This window comes from Streptomyces sp. NPDC096048 (genome assembly GCF_044763415.1).
GTDB lineage: Bacteria > Actinomycetota > Actinomycetes > Streptomycetales > Streptomycetaceae > Streptomyces.
Map to the genome: position 1 here is coordinate 365,583 of NZ_JBIWGG010000005.1, position 16,690 is coordinate 382,272.

At 73.7% G+C, this 16,690-nt stretch carries 18 protein-coding genes; 2 read left to right on the forward strand and 16 right to left on the reverse strand.

What is annotated here, in order from left to right; genetic code table 11:
- Positions 1 to 84 precede the first annotated feature (84 nt).
- The 8 genes from ACIQ6R_RS15885 to ACIQ6R_RS15920 all read right to left on the reverse strand — a co-directional run bounded on the left by ACIQ6R_RS15885 (position 85) and on the right by ACIQ6R_RS15920 (position 11,182).
- Positions 85 to 1,365, reverse strand: coding sequence for an ABC transporter substrate-binding protein (locus ACIQ6R_RS15885; protein ID WP_404221759.1), 1,281 nt, complete (start codon positions 1,363 to 1,365; stop codon positions 85 to 87).
- Positions 1,362 to 2,513: a branched-chain amino acid ABC transporter permease gene (locus ACIQ6R_RS15890; RefSeq protein WP_404221761.1), complete on the reverse strand. Its 1,152-nt coding sequence runs from the start codon at positions 2,511 to 2,513 to the stop codon at positions 1,362 to 1,364. The genes ACIQ6R_RS15885 and ACIQ6R_RS15890 overlap by 4 nt, the downstream gene beginning before the upstream one ends.
- Complete coding sequence (locus ACIQ6R_RS15895) at positions 2,506 to 3,405, reverse strand: branched-chain amino acid ABC transporter permease (RefSeq protein WP_404178307.1); 900 nt, start codon at positions 3,403 to 3,405, stop codon at positions 2,506 to 2,508. The genes ACIQ6R_RS15890 and ACIQ6R_RS15895 overlap by 8 nt, the downstream gene beginning before the upstream one ends.
- Positions 3,402 to 4,202 (reverse strand): ABC transporter ATP-binding protein, encoded by an 801-nt coding sequence (locus tag ACIQ6R_RS15900; protein WP_404221763.1) that lies wholly within the window; start codon positions 4,200 to 4,202, stop codon positions 3,402 to 3,404. Before ACIQ6R_RS15900 ends, ACIQ6R_RS15895 begins: the two co-directional genes overlap by 4 nt.
- Positions 4,199 to 4,981 carry an ABC transporter ATP-binding protein gene (locus ACIQ6R_RS15905; protein WP_404178302.1) on the reverse strand — a complete coding sequence of 261 codons (783 nt, stop codon included), beginning with the start codon at positions 4,979 to 4,981 and terminating at the stop codon, positions 4,199 to 4,201. Before ACIQ6R_RS15905 ends, ACIQ6R_RS15900 begins: the two co-directional genes overlap by 4 nt.
- Before the next feature lie 771 nt (positions 4,982 to 5,752).
- Complete coding sequence (locus tag ACIQ6R_RS15910) at positions 5,753 to 7,039, reverse strand: PucR family transcriptional regulator (RefSeq protein ID WP_404221765.1); 1,287 nt, start codon at positions 7,037 to 7,039, stop codon at positions 5,753 to 5,755.
- Between the two features lie 117 nt (positions 7,040 to 7,156).
- Positions 7,157 to 10,027: a LuxR C-terminal-related transcriptional regulator gene (locus ACIQ6R_RS15915; protein WP_404221767.1), complete on the reverse strand. Its 2,871-nt coding sequence runs from the start codon at positions 10,025 to 10,027 to the stop codon at positions 7,157 to 7,159.
- A 219-nt stretch (positions 10,028 to 10,246) separates the two neighbouring features.
- Positions 10,247 to 11,182 (reverse strand): alpha/beta hydrolase family protein, encoded by a 936-nt coding sequence (locus tag ACIQ6R_RS15920; RefSeq protein ID WP_404221769.1) that lies wholly within the window; start codon positions 11,180 to 11,182, stop codon positions 10,247 to 10,249.
- A gap of 804 nt (positions 11,183 to 11,986) precedes the next feature.
- On the opposite strand from ACIQ6R_RS15920, the gene ACIQ6R_RS15925 reads away from it, so the two are divergent.
- A complete protein-coding gene (locus ACIQ6R_RS15925; protein ID WP_404221771.1) occupies positions 11,987 to 12,220 on the forward strand; it encodes a helix-turn-helix domain-containing protein in 234 nt (77 codons plus the stop codon).
- Between the two features lie 326 nt (positions 12,221 to 12,546).
- Here the strand turns inward: ACIQ6R_RS15925 and ACIQ6R_RS15930 are convergent, their stop codons facing one another.
- The 4 genes from ACIQ6R_RS15930 to ACIQ6R_RS15945 all read right to left on the reverse strand — a co-directional run bounded on the left by ACIQ6R_RS15930 (position 12,547) and on the right by ACIQ6R_RS15945 (position 15,400).
- Positions 12,547 to 12,882, reverse strand: a complete 336-nt coding sequence (locus ACIQ6R_RS15930; protein WP_404221773.1) for a hypothetical protein — start codon at positions 12,880 to 12,882, stop codon at positions 12,547 to 12,549.
- Entirely contained in the window at positions 12,879 to 13,223 is a 345-nt protein-coding gene (locus ACIQ6R_RS15935; protein WP_404221775.1) for a hypothetical protein, read from the reverse strand. Before ACIQ6R_RS15935 ends, ACIQ6R_RS15930 begins: the two co-directional genes overlap by 4 nt.
- Before the next feature lie 311 nt (positions 13,224 to 13,534).
- A complete protein-coding gene (locus ACIQ6R_RS15940; RefSeq protein ID WP_404221777.1) occupies positions 13,535 to 14,716 on the reverse strand; it encodes a helix-turn-helix domain-containing protein in 1,182 nt (393 codons plus the stop codon).
- A 45-nt stretch (positions 14,717 to 14,761) separates the two neighbouring features.
- Positions 14,762 to 15,400, reverse strand: coding sequence for an HAD family hydrolase (locus ACIQ6R_RS15945; RefSeq protein WP_404221779.1), 639 nt, complete (start codon positions 15,398 to 15,400; stop codon positions 14,762 to 14,764).
- Between the two features lie 36 nt (positions 15,401 to 15,436).
- On the opposite strand from ACIQ6R_RS15945, the gene ACIQ6R_RS15950 reads away from it, so the two are divergent.
- Positions 15,437 to 15,610 carry a hypothetical protein gene (locus ACIQ6R_RS15950; RefSeq protein ID WP_404221781.1) on the forward strand — a complete coding sequence of 58 codons (174 nt, stop codon included), beginning with the start codon at positions 15,437 to 15,439 and terminating at the stop codon, positions 15,608 to 15,610.
- 1 nt (position 15,611) lies between these two features.
- Here the strand turns inward: ACIQ6R_RS15950 and ACIQ6R_RS15955 are convergent, their stop codons facing one another.
- The 4 genes from ACIQ6R_RS15955 to ACIQ6R_RS15970 all read right to left on the reverse strand — a co-directional run bounded on the left by ACIQ6R_RS15955 (position 15,612) and on the right by ACIQ6R_RS15970 (position 16,688).
- A complete protein-coding gene (locus ACIQ6R_RS15955) occupies positions 15,612 to 15,971 on the reverse strand; it encodes a hypothetical protein (RefSeq protein ID WP_404221783.1) in 360 nt (119 codons plus the stop codon).
- 62 nt (positions 15,972 to 16,033) lie between these two features.
- Positions 16,034 to 16,240 (reverse strand): hypothetical protein, encoded by a 207-nt coding sequence (locus tag ACIQ6R_RS15960; RefSeq protein WP_404221785.1) that lies wholly within the window; start codon positions 16,238 to 16,240, stop codon positions 16,034 to 16,036.
- Complete coding sequence (locus ACIQ6R_RS15965; RefSeq protein WP_404221787.1) at positions 16,237 to 16,500, reverse strand: hypothetical protein; 264 nt, start codon at positions 16,498 to 16,500, stop codon at positions 16,237 to 16,239. Before ACIQ6R_RS15965 ends, ACIQ6R_RS15960 begins: the two co-directional genes overlap by 4 nt.
- Positions 16,497 to 16,688: a hypothetical protein gene (locus ACIQ6R_RS15970; protein ID WP_404221790.1), complete on the reverse strand. Its 192-nt coding sequence runs from the start codon at positions 16,686 to 16,688 to the stop codon at positions 16,497 to 16,499. Before ACIQ6R_RS15970 ends, ACIQ6R_RS15965 begins: the two co-directional genes overlap by 4 nt.
- Positions 16,689 to 16,690: the final 2 nt, after the last annotated feature.

Consider the following 16,690-nt stretch of genomic DNA (forward strand, 5'->3'; position numbering starts at 1 on the left):
CTGGTGGTCAGGGAAACCAGTACGCAGGTCAGGTGGCCGTCAAGACGACTGCTGTGCGGTCGAGTTGACGGCCACCCGTATCGGTCAGCCGCGTCCGGCCAGGTACGCGTCGACGCCGGGTGCCTTGTGGGCCTCCTCCACGCCGACCAGGCCGCCGGCCGCCTCGGCGTCGGGCTTCAGGACGTAGGTGGACCGGCTGGCCGGCTCGGTCACCAGGGTGAAGTTCTGCGGGGTGCCGAGGCCGGTGTCGGCGTTCTTCTGCGAGCGGTGCGCCTTGACCACGTCCTGCCGGGTGAGGCTGCCGCCCTCGCACGCCTTCTTCAGGTCGGCGCCCATTAGCTGGGCGGCGTTGTAGCCCGAGAGCACGCCGGAGTCGACCGGCTCGCCCGGGTACTTCTTGTTGTAGGAGGCGACCATCTTCTTGACGCCGGGCAGGTCGGAGCTGACCGCCGGTGCGGCGCTGACCACGTGGACCATGGCCTCCAGCGCCGGCGCCGCGGGCGTCTTCATCAGCTGCGGGGAGTACCCGGGAGCGCTGCTGACGATCGGCACCTTCAGGCCCCGGGCGGCGGCCACGCCGGCGAGGGAGGCGGTCTGGGCGGGGCCCGCGCTGATCAGGATCGCCTTCACCCCGGCCTTGCTCAGCGCCGACACCTGCGCGGTCAGATCGGTGTCCGTGGCCTTGATCTTCTGACCCACCACCTTCATCCCCGCCTGCTCCGCGGCCCACTCGGAGCCCTCCAGCGCGTTGGCGCCGTAGTCGCCCTCGAAGTACACGTGGCCGATCGTGTCGCCCTTGGCGATCTTCTTGGTGCGGGTGAGGAAGTCGACGGCGGCGATCATGTCGACGTCGTAGGTGGTGCCGAGGACCTGGACGGGGTCCATGCCGAGCAGGGAGGCGGCCCAGGCCTGCGGGAAGGTCAGCATGTGGTCCCGCTCGATGTCGTCGAGCAGCGCCGCGACCACCGGCGAGCCGATGACCTGCGGCAGGGCGACGACGTCCGGGGAGATGTCGGCGTAGGCGGTGACCGCCTTCTGCACGTCGTAGCCGTGGTCCTTGACGACGATCTCGACCTTGCGCCCGCAGATGCCGCCCGCGGCGTTGGTCTCGTCGGCCCACATCTGCTGGGCCTGCACGATGCTCTTGCCGAGGGTGGCGTAGGGGCCGGTGAGGTCGGTCAGCGCGCCCAGCTTGATGGCCTTGTCGCTGACTCCGGGGCCGGTCTTGACGCCGTCGGCGGCGTCGTCGGTGCTCCCGCCGTCCGCCTTGGAGCTGCATGCGGTGCCCGCGAGCAGCACGGCGGCCAGTGCCGCGGCCAGGGCGGCGGTCCGGGTGGTGCGGGGCCTGGGGTGCGTGACGTTCACGGGGTGTGCTCCTTGGTTCGTGCGGCGTTGGCGGTGGTGGCGGAGGGTCGGGGCGTGGGCCCGGCGTCGGGAGGGCCGGTGACGGGTGGCTTGCGGCGCAGGCGTGCGCGGGTCCGTCGGGCCAGTCCGTGCAGGCCGTCCGGGGCGTAGAGCAGGATCACGACGATCGCCGCGCCGTAGAGGTAGCGGGACGCCTCGGTCGGGCCGATGGAGCCGTCGCCGGAGCCCGGGGTCGCCACCAGCGGCAGCTGGTCGGCGTAGCGGGTCATCAGCAGGGGCAGGGCGGTGACGAAGACGGCACCGGCCGTGGCGCCCGCCACCGAGCCGAGGCCGCCGATGACGATCATGGCGAGGTAGTCGACGGAGAGGAGGAGGGAGAAGTAGTCGGGCACGACGCGGCGGAAGGAGAGCGCGAGGAGGACTCCGGCGAGGCCCGCGTACATCGAGGAGACGACGAACGCGGCCGAGCGGTACCGGGCCACGTGCACGCCCATCACGGACGCCGCGGTCTCGCTGTCGCGCAGCGCCACCAGGGCGCGTCCGGGGCGCCCGCGCAGCAGTCCCCGCGCGGTGAACCAGGTCAGCGCGAACAGGACGAGCCCCAGGTACCAGAGCCGTTCCTCGGCACCGAACGGCACGCCCATGACCGTCAGTTCCGGGTCGGTCTCGGCGAAGGTGAACCCGCCGATCTCCAGGGGCGGCACCGAGCGTCCGTTGAAGCCGCCGGTGACGGAGTCGGCGGTGAGCAGGACGTGGTGGCCCAGGAAGACCAGGGCGAGGGTGGCCACGCCGAGGTAGATGCCCTTCACCCGGCCCGCGACGGGGCTGAACAGGCCGCCCGCTGCTCCGGCGAGCAGCACGGCGAGGACGGCGGCGACGGCCGGCGGCAGCCCCGGTCCGGGCTCGCCCGCCAGCCATACGTACCCGTAGGCGCCTACGGCGAGGAAGAAGGCGTGCCCGAGGGAGAGCTGACCCGCGGTGCCGCTGAGCAGGCCGAGTCCGACGGCGCCGATGGCCGCGGCCATGGAGAACAGGCCGATGCGCAGCCAGAAGGCGTCCAGGTAGAAGGGCAGGGCGCACAGGAGGAGTGCCGGCAGCAGGAGTCCGCCACGCTTGAGGAGGGCACTGCCCTTGAGAAGGTCAGACACGTGCCGCTCCCTTCGCCGCGAAGAGCCCGGCGGGGCGTATCAGGAGGACCAGCACCATCACGGCGTACGGGGCCACATCGCCGAAGCCCTCGCCGAGGACGTGCAGGTCGGACTGGTAGCCCGCGACGAAGGCCTCGGTGAGGCCGATCAGCATGCTGCCGACCAGGGCGCCGACCGGGGAGGCCATGCCGCCGAGGATGGCGGCCGGGAAGGCCTTCAGGGCGATCTGCCCGGTCGTGCGCTCCAGTCCCGGTGCCGGGAAGGCGACCAGGAAGACCGCGGCGAGCGCGGCGAGTCCGCCGGCCAGGCACCAGGCGACGGTGCGTACCCGGGTCAGCCGTACGCCCATGAGGGCGGCGGCCTCGCCGTCCTCGGCCGCCGCGCGCAGCGACAGGCCCCACGGGGTGAACCGGAAGAGGGCGAAGGCGCCGCCGATGGCCACGGCGGACACCAGGATCGCGGCGATGCGGCTGTCGGCGACGGTCACCGGGCCCAGGTCGGTCACCGAGTTGCCCCAGGGGTCGCCGAGCGGCAGCAGGTCTCCGCCGATGCGCCGGGCCAGGTCGGTGACCAGGACGATGTCTATGCCGATGGTGACGATGGTCTGTACGTGAGCGGCGTGCGGGTCGGTCCCCCCGACCCGCTGGAGCACCAATCGGTCCAGCGCCCCCGCGACGGCGGCCGTCACGAGGACCGCGACGGCCAGCGCCCCGGCGAAGCCGATGTCGTCGTGGAGGACGGCGACGAGGTACCCGCCGAGCAGCAGGAGCGAGCCGTGAGTGAAGCTCAGCACGCCCGACGCCTTGAAGATGGTGACGAAGCCGAGGGCGATCAGGGCGTAGACGGACCCCAGGGCGAGGCCGTTGAGGAGGTTGTCGAGGAAGCCGGTCATGCCGCGTCCTCCCCCTTGGTGCCGGTACCGAGGTAGGCGCGCAGCACCTCGGGGTCGCGTCGGACCTCGGCCGGGGTGCCGTGGGCGATGGCCTTGCCGAAGTCGAGGACGGTGACCTCGTCGGCGAGCCGCATGACCAGTCCCATGTCGTGCTCGACCAGCACGACGGACAGGCCGAGTTCGGCGCGGATCTCCCGGACGACCTCGGTCATGCGGGTGCGTTCGGCGGCGTTCATGCCGGCCACGGGTTCGTCGAGCAGCAGTACACGGGGCTCCAGACAGAGGGCGCGGGCGAGTTCGACCCGCTTGCGGTCGCCGTAGGACAGCAGGGCGACGGGTGCGTCGAAGTGGGCGCCGAGGCCCGTGAGTTCGGCGATCTCACGGGCCTTGGCGAGGTGTTCGCGCTGTTCGCGCACGGCGCGCGGCAGACGCAGGGCGCTGGCGGCGAAACCGGCGTGGGACAGGGCGTGGCGGCCGAGCATCAGGTTGTCGGCGACGGTGCCCTGGGTGGTGACGATGTTCTGGAAGGTGCGGGCCACTCCGAGAGCGGCGATCTTGTGCGGCGCGAGCCGGGTCAGCTCGGCGTCGCCGAGCCGTACCGTGCCGGCGGTGGGCCGGTACAGCCCCGACAGGACGTTGAAGCAGGTGGACTTGCCCGCGCCGTTGGGGCCGATGACGGCGTGCACGGTGCCCGGGGCGACGGTGAAGGAGACGTCGTCGAGAGCGACGAGGCCGGCGAAGCGCACGGTCACGCTCCGGACCTCGAGCGCGGGGGGTGCGGAGGTGCGGGTGGTCACGCGGCCCCCTGACCGTCAGTGGTGTCGCCCAGGTAGAGGCGGCGTACGGCGTCCGTACGCGCGAGTTCGTCGGCGGCACCGGACAGCCCGATCTCACCGACCTCCAGGACGTAGGCGTGTTCGGCGAGGGACAGCGCCATGCCGGCGTTCTGTTCCACGAGGAGCACGGCGGTGCCCTGGGTGTTGATCTCGCGGACGACCTCGGCGATGCGGTCCACCATCAGGGGGGCGAGTCCGAGGGAGGGTTCGTCGAGGAGGAGCAGGCGGGGTGCGGCCATCAGGGCGCGGCCGATGGCCAGCATCTGCTGCTCGCCGCCGGACAGCAGGCCGGCGGCCTGGCGGGTGCGTTCGGCGAGCCGCGGGAAGAGGGTGAAGACCCGGTCCCGGGCCTCGCGGACCTGGGCCGGGGCGCGTCGGCCCAGGCCGAGCCCGCCGGCCCGCAGGTTCTCGTCGACGCTGAGTCCGGCGAACACCCGCCTGCCCTCGGGTACCTGCACGACTCCGGCGCGTACGGCGGCGACCGGGTCCCGGCCGTCCAGGGCCGTGTCGCCGTAGCGGACGCGGCCGGCCGTGATCGCGCCGCGGTGCAGGCGCAGTGTGCCCGACACGGCCCGCAGCAGCGTCGTCTTGCCGGCGCCGTTGGCGCCGAGCAGCGCGACCACGCCGCCGTGGGGGACGGTCAGGGACACGGAACGGAGGGCGGACAGTGCGCGCCCGTACGTCACGTCGAGGCTCTCGACGTGCAGGGCGGGCTCACCGTCCGGTGGTGCTGCGGGCATCGCGGCTCCTTGGGACCGTGCCGAGGCCGGCACGGTGACGGGAAAGGGGGAGCTCACGACAGCACGCATGCCGGTGCCGGTACAGAGCCCGCGGCCTGGGTCGCTGCGGCGTCCCAGTCCCGGGCCGGAGAGTCTGTGCGGATGCCCAGACCCGGGCTGCGGGGGCGCGCAGGGGGCGGCGGCGTGGATGCGGATGCCCATTCTGCCGGGGGGGTAGACCGTGGCGGGGGAGACGGCGCGGCCTTCGTAGGGGTGGGTCGCCGTGCTTGTGCCCATGCCCGTGCCCGTGCCCGTGCCTGCGCCCGCGCCTGTGCCTGTGCCCGCGCCCGCGCCTGTGCCTGTGCCCGGAGCCAGGCCGGCAGGACGACGCCCGACGTACCGCCAGGAGCCCGGAGGCCCGGAGGCCCGGGGGCTCCGGGGGCTCCGGGGGCTCCGGAGGCTCCGGAGGCTCCGGAGGCTCCGGAGGCCCCAGGGGTCGGAGACCCGGAGCCCCCGGAGACCTTGAATCGATACCGAACCGCGCAGCGCAAGGCCGCCGCCCAAGGGCGGATCACGCCGCGGCCGGGCACCAGGGGCGTCGCGCGACCGTCAGCGCACAGAACGCGCGAGGAGCAGCGCGGGTCCGCCACCCGGTATCCGATCCGACCCGAGGCCGGACACCCAGGACATCGCGCGACCGACAACCGCACAGAACGCGCGCCGGGCAGCGCGAGGCCGCCACCCGGCACCCGACCCGAACCGAGGCCGGGCACCAGGGGCGCCGTGTGTCCGTCAGTCGCGCAGGACGCGCCGGGCGGTGAGGGCCAGGCTCATTTCGACCACGTCGGCCGGGCGGGCCAGTGACCGGCCGGTCAGCTGCTCGCACCGGCGGAGGCGGTTGAGGACCGTGTTGCGGTGGCAGTAGAGGCGTTCGCCGGCCCGCTGCGCCGAGCCGTCGCAGTCGAGCCAGGTGGTGAGGGTGTCCAGCAGCACCTCACGGTCGGCCGGCTCCAGCCGCAGCAGGGAGCCGAGCACCTTGTCGGCGAGGGCCCGGCCCAGCTCGGGGCTGGCGACGACGAGGGCGGCGGGAAGGTGGTCGGCGAGCCGGACCGTGCCGCCGGTCTCGGGGCAGATGTCCAGGGCCGTGTCGGCGTGCCGGCGGGCGTCGCCGACGGAGGCGAGTCCGTCGACCGGGGTGCCGACGCCGATCCGGATGCCGGGAAGCACGGCACGCGGCCCGGACTCGGCGTCCTCCGGCCCCGGGAGTCCGTCGTCGCCGGTGCCGACCAGGACGATGCCGTAGTCGACCTCGTCCCCGGCGTGCCAGTGAACGCGTACACCCGGCGCCACGGCGGCGGCGCGGGCGGCGTCGGATCGCGCGGGGTGCCGGCCGTTGACGGCGACGACGACGTAGCAGCCCTGCTCCGGCAGCCCCAGCACCTGCGCGGCCTCGGGCAGGTCGGCGATGCGGGTGGTGCCGTCGAGCAGACCGGCCGCCAGCAGCCGGGCCCGGTTCTCGCGGCGCCGGGCGAGCTGCCACTCGGTCTGCCGGTAGGCGTCCGCGACGAGGGTGCAGTGCTCGTCGACGAAGTTCCACACGTCGGCGGCCACGTGCACGAGGAGACGCACGTCCTCCGGTGCGGTCCGGGAGGTCTCCTCGATCAACCGCTGCCACACCAGTGAGCCGCCGAGACGGAAGGCGTGCAGCAGCGCGTCCAGCGGAAGCCCCTGCTCGGCACGGGTGACGCCGATCCGCCAGGAGCAGCGGCGGGCCGCGTCCCGCGCGCCGCGCGGGTCGAGCAGCGAGGCCACGCTGTGCCGCAGCGAGCGGTGGGCCTCCTGCCAGGTGGCGGTCGGATCCCTCGTGATGACCGCGCGGTACGCCGGCTCCTGCTCCTGCAGCAGGGCCACCAGCCGGTCGGCCAGGTCGGGCAGGTCGTCGAGCAGGGCGTGGGCGGCCCGGTGCAGGACACGCAGGGCGTCGGCGTCCATCAACGACGCGACGCTCGGTGTCCGCGGGCGTGGTACGGGCGTCAGTCCGGTGCGGATCGCTGCTCGTGACCGTACGGCGTGCTGCATCGCGGTCCTCCCCAGGCCAGGGCTTGCGGAGGCGCCCCGCGGCGGGCTGTCCGCCCGCGCCGGGCCTGCCCCCTGACTCGTCCTGCCCCGAAGGATGGCATACCGTCCGGTCGGTCCCTAGGGTTGTGCACCGGTCTTTTCGCCCCGTCCGGCCCGTCCGGCGTGCTCGACCACGCGGGCCAGCTCCAGGCGGGACCGTACACCGAGCGCCGCGAAGACCTTGCGGAGGTGGTAGTCGACGGTGCGGGTGCTCACCGCGAGGGTCAGCGCGACCTCGCGGTTGGTGGCACCCTCGGCGACCTGCCGGGCGATGCGCAACTGCTGCGGCGTCAGGCGCGACAGCGCTCCGGCGCCTCCGTCGTGCGGGGCCGCTCCGAGCGCCCGCAGCTCGCCGCGCGCCTGGGCCGCCCAGACGCCGGCCCCGCAGCGGTCGAAGCCGGCCAGCGCGGTGCCCAGGCGGCCGCGGGCCTCGCGGGGCCTGCGCCGCCGGCGCAGCCACTTGCCGTACAGGAGCGCGGTACGGGCCCGTTCGAAGTCGCCGCCCGCCTCGTCGTGCCGGGCGAGCGCGCGCCGGTAGAGGTCGTCGGTGCGGTCCGGCGGGGCGAGGAGGGCGTGGCAGCGGGCCAGCTGCGCGGCGGCCTGCGGATCGGCGCCGAACGCCGCCCAGCCGGCGAAGTCCTTGAGGACCGCACGGGTCTCCTCATGACGTCCGGCGAGGACAGCGGCCTCGACGAAGCACGGCACGGCGAGCCGCCACACCGCGAAGTGTCCGCGCCCGGGTCCGGGCAGGACCAGGAGCCCGAGCCGGTCGGCGGCGTCGAAGGGGCGTCCCCGGCCGAGGTCGGCCCGGGCCGCCGCCCACTCCGCGAGGGTGGCCGCCTGTGCGAGTCCGTGGCGCCGGGCGGTGGTCAGCGCGGCCGTCACATGCCGGGCGACGACGTCCGGTTCCTCCTCGATCGACGCCGCGAGGGCCAGCACCGCCCGGTGGTGGGCCGCCGTGTTGCGCTGGCCGGCCCGCAGCGCGGTGCGCAGTCCCTCCTCCGCGTGGGTGCGGGCCTGCGGGTGCCGTCCGGCGCGCAGTTCGGCGTAGGCCAGGTACTCCAGGGCCTGCGGCACCAGCGCGTCCGCCCCCAGCTGCCGGGCTGCGGCCAGGGCCCGTGCCCCGGCCCGGCGCGCGGCGTCCACGTCACCGAGCAGCAGCGCGGCCGACGCCGACCGCAGCAGTCCCTGAGGCCGCTCCTCGGTCCTGGCCCGCTCCACCACCTGCCCGAGCGGTACGACGGCCCGGTCCAGTCGCCCTTCGAGCAGCGCCCGCATGCCGACCCGGTGGTCGCGCACGGCGCCGGCCACGTGCTCCGTGGGGCACCGGGCGTCGGCGCCCCGGGCAGCCGTGGTCTTCGCCTGGGGTCCGGGCGCGAGGGTGGCCAGGCACGCCGGCAGGTCTCCCGCCGCCCAGGCCGCGTCGGCGGCGGCCAGGGCGGCGGTCGCGGCGTCGCCGGGGGCATCCTCGGCGAGCAGGGACGCGGCCAGCAGCAGCGACTGGTGGGCGTCGCCCACGGGGCCGTCCCGGAGTTCCGTCAGGCCGCGTACCAGTTCGGCCCGTCCCCGTACGCCGGCGGGGGCGGCGCAGCCGCGGGCCGCGGCGAGCAGCGGGCGTGCCCGGTCGGGGCGGCCGGCGAGCAGGGCCTGCTCGGCCGCGGCCGTGTACCGCTCCGCGCGGGCGGGGCCGTCGGCCGTCAGCTCGGCGGCACGGGCGTACACCGTGGCGCGCAGCCGGGACGAGACCGGCACGGTGCCGTCGGCCGCGACCGCCGCGAGCCGGTCCGCGAGCGGTGGCGCGGGTGACGAGCCGGTCAGGGACCAGGAGCGGTGCAGCAGCGCCGGGAGCCGCCGGCCGCCTGCCTCCAGCACGTCGGCCAGCGCGCGGTGCGCGGCGCGGCGCCGGTCCGGCGCGGCGGTGGCGTGGACCGTTCGGCGGACCAGGGGGCCGTGGAAGCGGAGCCGGTCGTCGGCCAGGGCGAGAAGCGCGGGAAGCGGTCCCGGGAAAGGGGCGGTGGGCGGCGCGGAGGCCTGCCGCGGGCGCCGTACGGCGTCCGGGAGCGGCGCGGAGGCCTGCCGCGGGTGCCGTACGGCGTCCGGGAGCGGCGCGGAGGCCTGCCGCGGGTGCCGTACGGCGTCCGGGAGCGGCGCGGAGGCCTGCCGCAGGTGCCGTACGGCGTCGGCGACCAGGCCCGCATCGACGTCCGGTCCGTCCGAGGCGCGTACGGCCGCCGCCACCGTCAGCAGCAGGTCGTGTGCGTCCGGGGACAGCCCGGTCAGGGCCTCCCCCGCCACCTCCGCCAGGGTCGCGGCGTCGGCCAGGGGCCTGGGCGGGGGCCGGTGACCGCGCAGTTCGGCCGGTGAGAGCCGGCGGACGAGGGCGAGGAGCAGCGCCGGGTTCCCCTCCGCCTCGGCGAGCAGCTGCTCGCGGACGGCCGGGTCGGCGGCGCCGTCGGTCACGTCGTCGAGCAGGGCGTCGGCCTGCGGCGGCGTGAGCGGGTCCAGGCGTACGACGGGCAGGTGGGCGTACTCCGGGTCGACGGCGCGGTGTCCGGCGACGGAGAGGAGCACACCGACGCGGCCCGTGGGACCCAGGTGTTCGGCCGCGCGGCCCAGAGCGGTCCGGGCCGGGGCGTCCCACAGATGCGCGTCATCGACGCACACGAGCAGAGGTGCCTCGCCGGCCGCCGCCCGCAGGGTGCCGAGCAGTTCCCCGGCGGTGACGCGTGCGGTTCCGGCCCGGTCGGGCCCGAGGTGGAGTACGGGGCCGGACCGGAAGGAGCGGGCGGCCCAGTGGAGGAGGGTGGTCCGGCCGAGTCCCGGTTCGCCGGTCACGACGAGTTGGCCGCTGTGGGTGCGCAGGCCCTCCAAGAGGGCGCGCACCTCCTGCCGTTGTGCGCTCCGGCCGTGGATCCGCACGGCCGCGGGTACGGTCGTCTCTCCGGTCATTCCCGGGAGGTTACGCGCGCGTAACCTGACGCGGAAGCCATCGGTCCGCCGCGGCCCGCCGGGGCTTCGGCCGTGTCACCTGCGGTTGTGCACCGTGTGGCCGGGGCACGTACTGTGCCGCTGCCCAGCGGCGCCGGTCCGGGGTCGTGCGGCGGCACAACGCGCCGGCGGCGGCCGCGACGTGCTCGCGACCACCGCCGGATGGTGCCGTGAGGAGGGTCAGGAGCCGTGCGGGCAGTTGCCCCGGTACTCCTCGATGGTCAGGCTCGGCCGGGGCAGCGGGCACAGGAACTGCTCGTAACGGGTGTCGTTGTCGATGAACCGCTTGAGCCAGGAAATGCTGTACTTCGCGATCGTCGTGTTGGACGAGTTCGGCGAGAAGTGGGACGCGTTGTTCAGCTCCAGGTAGGCGCGGTCCGTTCGGGACGGCAGGCTGGAGTAGAACGGCTCGGCGTGCGAGGAGACCGGGGCGACGGTGTCGCCGTCGGCCCCCACGATCAGTGTCGGAGTGCTGACCTCGGGCCAGGTCTTGTCCGTGTTCCAGGGGGTGAGGGGGATCGCGGCCTGGAGGGACGGACGGGACTTCGCCGCCTCCAGAGAGCCGCCGCCGCCCATGGAGTGGCCCATGACGCCGAGTCGGCTGCTGTCGATCCGACCGCGGACGGAGCTGCGCTCGGTGAGGTAGTCCAGGGCCGCCAGCAGCTGCCGGCCGCGGGAGTCGGGCTGGTCCAGCGTGGTGTTGGTGTCGATCGTGAAGACGACGAAGCCCTGCGAGGCCAGCCGCGGACCGAGCCAGGCCATGGAGGACTGGTACGCGGTGAAGCCGGGCGAGATCACGACGGCGCCGAACGTGCCGTCGCTGGTGCTGGTCGGGTAGTAGATCGTGCCGCCGCCGAAGCCGCTGACCACGAGCGAGGAGACGCTGGTGTCCGCCACGGAGTACGGGCCGCGCAGTGCCTCGATGCTGGACTCGGTGGGCGCCGGGCCGCGCTCGTAGGGATTGTCGGCGGCGGCGTGGGCGCCGGGGCCGGTGAGGGTGCTGAGCGCGGCGACGGCGGCCACGGCCGCCGTGACGCCGGCGAGCCGCCGCCGCGCTCCGCGGAACGCCGGGCGTGCGGCCCGGGAGGCGGTGCGGGTGTGGGGATTCTGCTGCACGAGGGTGGTCCTCTCTGTCGTGGCGAGGGGGCCCGGCCGGTGATCGCACACGGTCCGGAACACGTGGGGTCGCGTCCCGGGACATCCGCCGGACGGGCGTCGCCGATGTGCTGGCGGTGCCACTGTCGGCGGGGGGTGCGGTCCGGGGGATCGGTAGAATCACCGGCCTCGTGCGACGCGTGGCTGTTCAGCGCGGTGACCTGCTGTCTCGCTTGAGAGGAGCTGACCCGGGTTGACCTTGGGTGACCCGGGTTGACCCTGGTGGGCAAGATCTGTCTCCCATGTGTCTCCCATGGGGGGACAGCGAGCGGCCCCCGACGCGCGTGGCGTCGGGGGCCGCTCGTGTAGACCAGGGTGGGGCGTGCCACCCGGGGAGGCGACGGTGCCCCACCCTGGCTGTCCTGATTTAACGCGTGTACTGTGCAATAGTCACGAGGTAATCGTTCACTCGTTCGAGTGAGTTTACTCGTCCTTTGCCAGGGGACGGAGTGGACCGCCCACCCGCCGACGAGGGGGTACTCACGACGAGTGGGCGGACCCATCGACGCGGGCCGGCTCAGGGTCCGCGTCGAGCCTCACGCGGGGGCGAATCTTCCACCCTCGCGGTCGTTCGCTCCGTGACGTAACCGGGTGCAGTACGCACGTTGGTGTGGCCGGTTCGCACGGGGCACGGAATGCTTACGCTCTGTTCAGCTATGGCGAGGGGTCTGCCCTCTGACCTGCGGGTCGGGTGCCCACCGTAGATCAGAAAATGTACGGTCGGCTATACAGACACAAGATCGAATCGGCGGAAGCGTTACCCGAGTGCCATCCGCTCCGCCGCCCGACTGGGTCATCGCCCGGCGCCGCCTCGTCGGAGACCGCATCCGCGCCACCCGGCGCGACCAGAAACTCACCCAGGAGATGCTCGCCGAGTTAGCCGGCCTTGACCGGCAAGCCATCAACCGGATCGAGCAGGCACACGCCTCGCCGCTGCTGGACAACCTGTTCCGGATCGCCGACGCCCTCGGTGTCCCCCTCGCCGACCTCGTGAGGTGAGCGGCCCGCCCCCGACGGGGAACGGCGACGGGCCACGCGGGAGCCACCGGCGCGATCGGCGACACACGTGCACGCCGGTGACGTTGGGCCCGCTGGTGCCCGTTCGCCCTGCGGCACCAGCGGGGGTCATTGGGCGGAGCGCTTTTCATGCGGGTGCTGGCGAATGATCACGTTGGCGTCCGATACGGCGGACGGGTCGTCCCGCCTCCGCGCTGCCTCCCGCTGCCGCGCCGCCCCATTGCACACCCGACAGTGGATGACGGGCTCCGGCTCGCCGAGCGGCATGCCCAGGTACACCGGGTCGTCCATGGTCTTCCGAGGGGCGGTCATCGTCGTGTCTCCAAGGCGATGCGTCGCAGGCCCTGCGAGGTGTCGCAGTGGTCGCCGCGGTTGCAGGTGAGGCAGGTGCGGGGGTGGGTGGCGTAGTCGCGGCGGGCGGCCTTGTTGGTGCAGGGGCGGCAGCCGATCGGGTGGAAGCTACTGGCGAGCGTGACGAGCGGCCGCTCCCCGAGGTCGACGGCCGTCTCGGGGCTGAGAGGCGTGTTGCACCAGGCGCAAGACTCGCCCTCGCGCTGCGCGTCGGTCATCAGCTGGTACATGCCCGCCAAGGAGATGAGCACCGCGCCGGTCTCGATCGGGCCCGGCACCTGCGTAGCGCTCACGAGGCGAGTTCCTTGCCGACCCGCGGCCCGAACGCATCCTCGATCGCGGCGACCAGCGCGGCCGGATCCGTGTGCCAGCTGCGGTCGCCCGGGCACATCCGCCAGTGCGGGCCCGGGCCGGACGTCCGCCGCTCCGGCGGGACCGGTACCCGCTCTCCACCAGCGATCGCGCGGGTGTTCTCCACCTCCCAGCCCTCGGCGGTGCCCACCGGCACGAAGAAGAACAGCGCGCCGGCCACCGGATCCTCGACGACCGCGCCGGCCCGCGCGCCGAGGATGCTCATCGCGGCGAGGCCGAGCTGACGGGGGACGCGGATGACGTCCCACTCGTCGTCCGACACGCTGGCCGGAAGGTGCTGCGAAGGAGAAGTCACCGGACGGCCCCCGCCTTCGCGTGGCAGCCGCACGAGACGACGTCCCACACCCGGGCGCGGCCCGCCCGCTGGACGCGCCCCACGACGGACAGGCCCCGTGCCACAGCACCGCAGTACCAGCACGCCCGCCCGTGAAGCCGAGCGATACTCACCGGGCCGGCCACCCGCAGTAACTCCGCACACCTGCGACTCATCCCCGTCTCCCATCTGCCTGTTTGCTGCGGACAGACAGATCATGGACCGCTACAAGGGGTGCAAGGGATACAGCGTGTATCCCGTCAGACGGCGCCGATCCACTCGGCGAAGCTGGTCAGGCTCTCGGCGTCCGCACGCTTCAGACGGCGGATCGTCGCCGCAGCCTCCCGTGCCCACGGATGCTCCCGCGTGTGCTGCGGGGCGATGAACCGGGCGACCTTCAGCGACTCGAACGCGTCGTCCGGGCGGCCGGCCCACACCTGCGCGCGGGCCAGCTCGATCCAGAATCCGGACTGCCGTTCCTGGGGCAGCGAGTCAGGGGGTGTCCACTCGTCGGCGATGTCGAGGGCCCGCTGCACGTGGTCCTGCCCGAGGCTGACCGCGACGGACACCTCGTGCGCGCGCACAGAGTCCGGCCCGAACTGGGTGCCGTCGTAAGCGGCTTCCGGGACCGCGTCGCCGAGGCCTCGGGCTTCGTCCAGGTGCATTGTGGCGGCGTCCTCATTTCCGCATCGTCCGGCGATGACGGCCGCGCGCATGTGCAGCGCACCGCGGGCGGCGGTCGACGCGCGGCCGATCGGGGCCGGGCTGGCGTCGATGGCCTGCTCCAGGGCACGGAGCCCGGGGACGTGCGCGCGGGCGGCAAAGAACGTTTCGGTGCGGACGTAGGCGGCGGTCGCCTCGGCGAGCGGGTTGTCGGTTTGTGCGGCGGCCCAGCGCATCAGCTCGACCAGGCGGGCGGAGAGGTCCCGGGCGCCGAATTTGTAGGCCACGGCGTCGGCTGAGCGGGCGGTGGTGGCGAGGAGGCGGGCGGCGTGCAGCTGCTCGGCGCCGGTCGCGTGGTGTAGCGCGGTCAGGGTGTCGGTGAGGAGCTGCGGGGCTCGTTCGGCGATGCGGGCGTACTGGGCGGCGAGGCGCCACTGCACCAGCGCGTCGGCGGCCGTGCGAAGTTCGTCGAGCGGGCGGGGTGGGGTGTCGGTGGGGATGTCGTAGGCGCTGATCGCGGCGGAGATGCCGGGGAGGGCGGCGTGGACGCGGCTGTCGGTGCGGGTGCTGCCGGTGATGATGCGGCTCGGGTCGACGTTGAGGGCGGCGGCGATCGAGTCGAGGGTGTCGTCGCTGGGTGAGCGTGCGCCGCGTTCGATGCCCTTGATGGTGGCGAGGGAGACGTAGGCGGTGCGGGCGAGGTCGGCCTGGGTCATCCGTCGTGCGCGGCGGATGGTGGCGATGTGCTGGCCTACTTCGCGCCTGCTGGCGGTGGGCATGCTGGCACCGTACCGATTTGTCCGTGCTACGGGGACGTGAACGAGCTAGGTCAGCAGTGGCACAAGGTCGGTGAGGCTGTCGATCCGCCAGTCCGCAGTCCCGACGACCTCCGGCGTGTCCGCCCAGAGATGCCCCCACGGCCCGCGCCGGAGGTGCGCGGTGCGGAGCCCGGCCGCCGCCGCGGGCAGGGTGTCGTTGGCGGGGTGGTCGCCGACGTACAGAGTCTCGCTTGGCGCAGCCTGCCCGGCCTCGACCGCGCGGCGGAAGAACTCGGGTTCGGGCTTGGCGACGCCCCACTCTCCGGACGTGGCGACCACGTCCGCCGACAGGTCGAGGGCGCGGAGGAGTTCACCCGCGCGGGCGGTCTGGTTCCCGGCGATGACGACGCGCAGGCCCAGGTCGCGCAGCGCGGCGAGGGCGGGCCGGACGTCGTCGTACAGGTCCGTCTCGTCCAGGTCTTCACCGCGGCCGGCGGTCTCGCGCGCGGCGTACTCGGTCGGGATGTCGATGCCGGGCCGGATGAGGCGCAGGGCGTCGGCGTTGTCTCGGCCCTGGGCGACGACGGCGCCGACTAGCGCGGAGACGGTGTGGCGTGGGGCGCCGAGCCAGTCGGCCCAGGCGGCCCAGTACCGGTCGTCGCGGACGAGGGTCTCGCCGACGTCGAAGATCACAGCGCGAATCATGCGGTTGAGCGTAGCCGGGGCTCGTACCCTTGATCTATGTCCCCCTCCCCTGCCGCTGCTGGCGTGCGTTCTGCCGCCGAGTTGAATGCGGCGATCCGCGCGTTGTGGTCGCATCCGCAGGTGCCGTTGACGGATGGGCAGCGGGAGGAGTACGCGCGGCTGTGCGCCGAACTCGCGGCCGTACAGCGGCGGACCGTTACGGCGGCGTGATTCAGCAGCCCCGGCATTCCTCCGGCGGGTGGAAGTCGCCACGGCACCCGCACGGGCATCCGTGCAGCAACTTCCTGCCGCAGAGCCGCCGCGCCTTTGCAAGGAACAGGTTGTACGGCACCGGGCCAACGACCGCCGCCAGCTCCGACTCAACCTTCCAGGACATGCGCCACGATCCCGGCTCTCCAGCGCGCCGGACCGCGTCGATGAAGGCCTCGTCGGGGATGTCCTTGCACTGCATACGGCGGTCGCCAACCATGCGGATCGTGACCGGAGGCTCCGGCTCGACGGCCACAGGCGCCTGCGGCGGCAGCCACAGCCCTCCCGTGCGCTGGAAGGCAGACATGGGTAGCAGGTCCATGGGGTCAGCATGCCAGAGGGCCCCGCCCGCGTGCTGCGGACAGGGCCCTCACGCGCGCCAGGTCAGTTCAGGACATGATCGAGGTACCAGGCCCCGAATCCCGTCCACGCGACGGCGAACACGATCGCGCCCGCCTTCGTGTTGACGCGGAACCAGCGGCGGGTCGCCGCCGAGAACGTCGCCTCCTGCCGGGCCGTGCGCAGCGCCCACGTCTCGAACACTGCACCCGCCAGGATCAGGCCGCCCCAGACGGCGTCGCCGGTACTCACCGGCCGACCGCCTGCCACAGCCCGAGCGCCAGCCCCGACGCGCCGACCAGCGCCGCGATCGACGGCAGCGGCCACCGGGACTTCTCCAGCGCCGCCACGCGCTGCTCCAACTCCCCGAGATCCTTCTCCGTCCGGTTCGACCGCTCGACGAGGACCGCACACGCGGTCTTGATCTCGCCGAGGTCCCGTCCGAATCCCGCAAAATCCCCCCTGAGATGCGCGAGTTCCGCAGTGAGCGCCGTAGTTTCCGGCGGCGTCACTCACGCACCGCCTCGACGACCTGCCGGTTCGGCACCGCCCACGTGAAGCCCAGAGCAGCCAGCACTGCGAGACCCGCAGCCCAGCCCTCTGCCGCGCTCACCGTGTCGTCGACCAGCGCGGTCGACAGCGTGCCCGCTCCGGCCACGACCGCCGCGACAACGGCCTTCCACGCCTTCGATACCTTCATGC

Coding starts and splice junctions, on each gene's coding strand:
- ACIQ6R_RS15905 (WP_404178302.1), bottom strand. CDS start 4,981: ATGCCCGCAGCACCACCGGACGGTGAGCCCGCCCTGCACGTCGAGAGC.
- ACIQ6R_RS15950 (WP_404221781.1), top strand. CDS start 15,437: ATGTCCCCCTCCCCTGCCGCTGCTGGCGTGCGTTCTGCCGCCGAGTTG.
- ACIQ6R_RS15945 (WP_404221779.1), bottom strand. CDS start 15,400: ATGATTCGCGCTGTGATCTTCGACGTCGGCGAGACCCTCGTCCGCGAC.
- ACIQ6R_RS15955 (WP_404221783.1), bottom strand. CDS start 15,971: ATGGACCTGCTACCCATGTCTGCCTTCCAGCGCACGGGAGGGCTGTGG.
- ACIQ6R_RS15915 (WP_404221767.1), bottom strand. CDS start 10,027: ATGACCGGAGAGACGACCGTACCCGCGGCCGTGCGGATCCACGGCCGG.
- ACIQ6R_RS15970 (WP_404221790.1), bottom strand. CDS start 16,688: ATGAAGGTATCGAAGGCGTGGAAGGCCGTTGTCGCGGCGGTCGTGGCC.
- ACIQ6R_RS15895 (WP_404178307.1), bottom strand. CDS start 3,405: ATGACCGGCTTCCTCGACAACCTCCTCAACGGCCTCGCCCTGGGGTCC.
- ACIQ6R_RS15910 (WP_404221765.1), bottom strand. CDS start 7,039: ATGCAGCACGCCGTACGGTCACGAGCAGCGATCCGCACCGGACTGACG.
- ACIQ6R_RS15940 (WP_404221777.1), bottom strand. CDS start 14,716: ATGCCCACCGCCAGCAGGCGCGAAGTAGGCCAGCACATCGCCACCATC.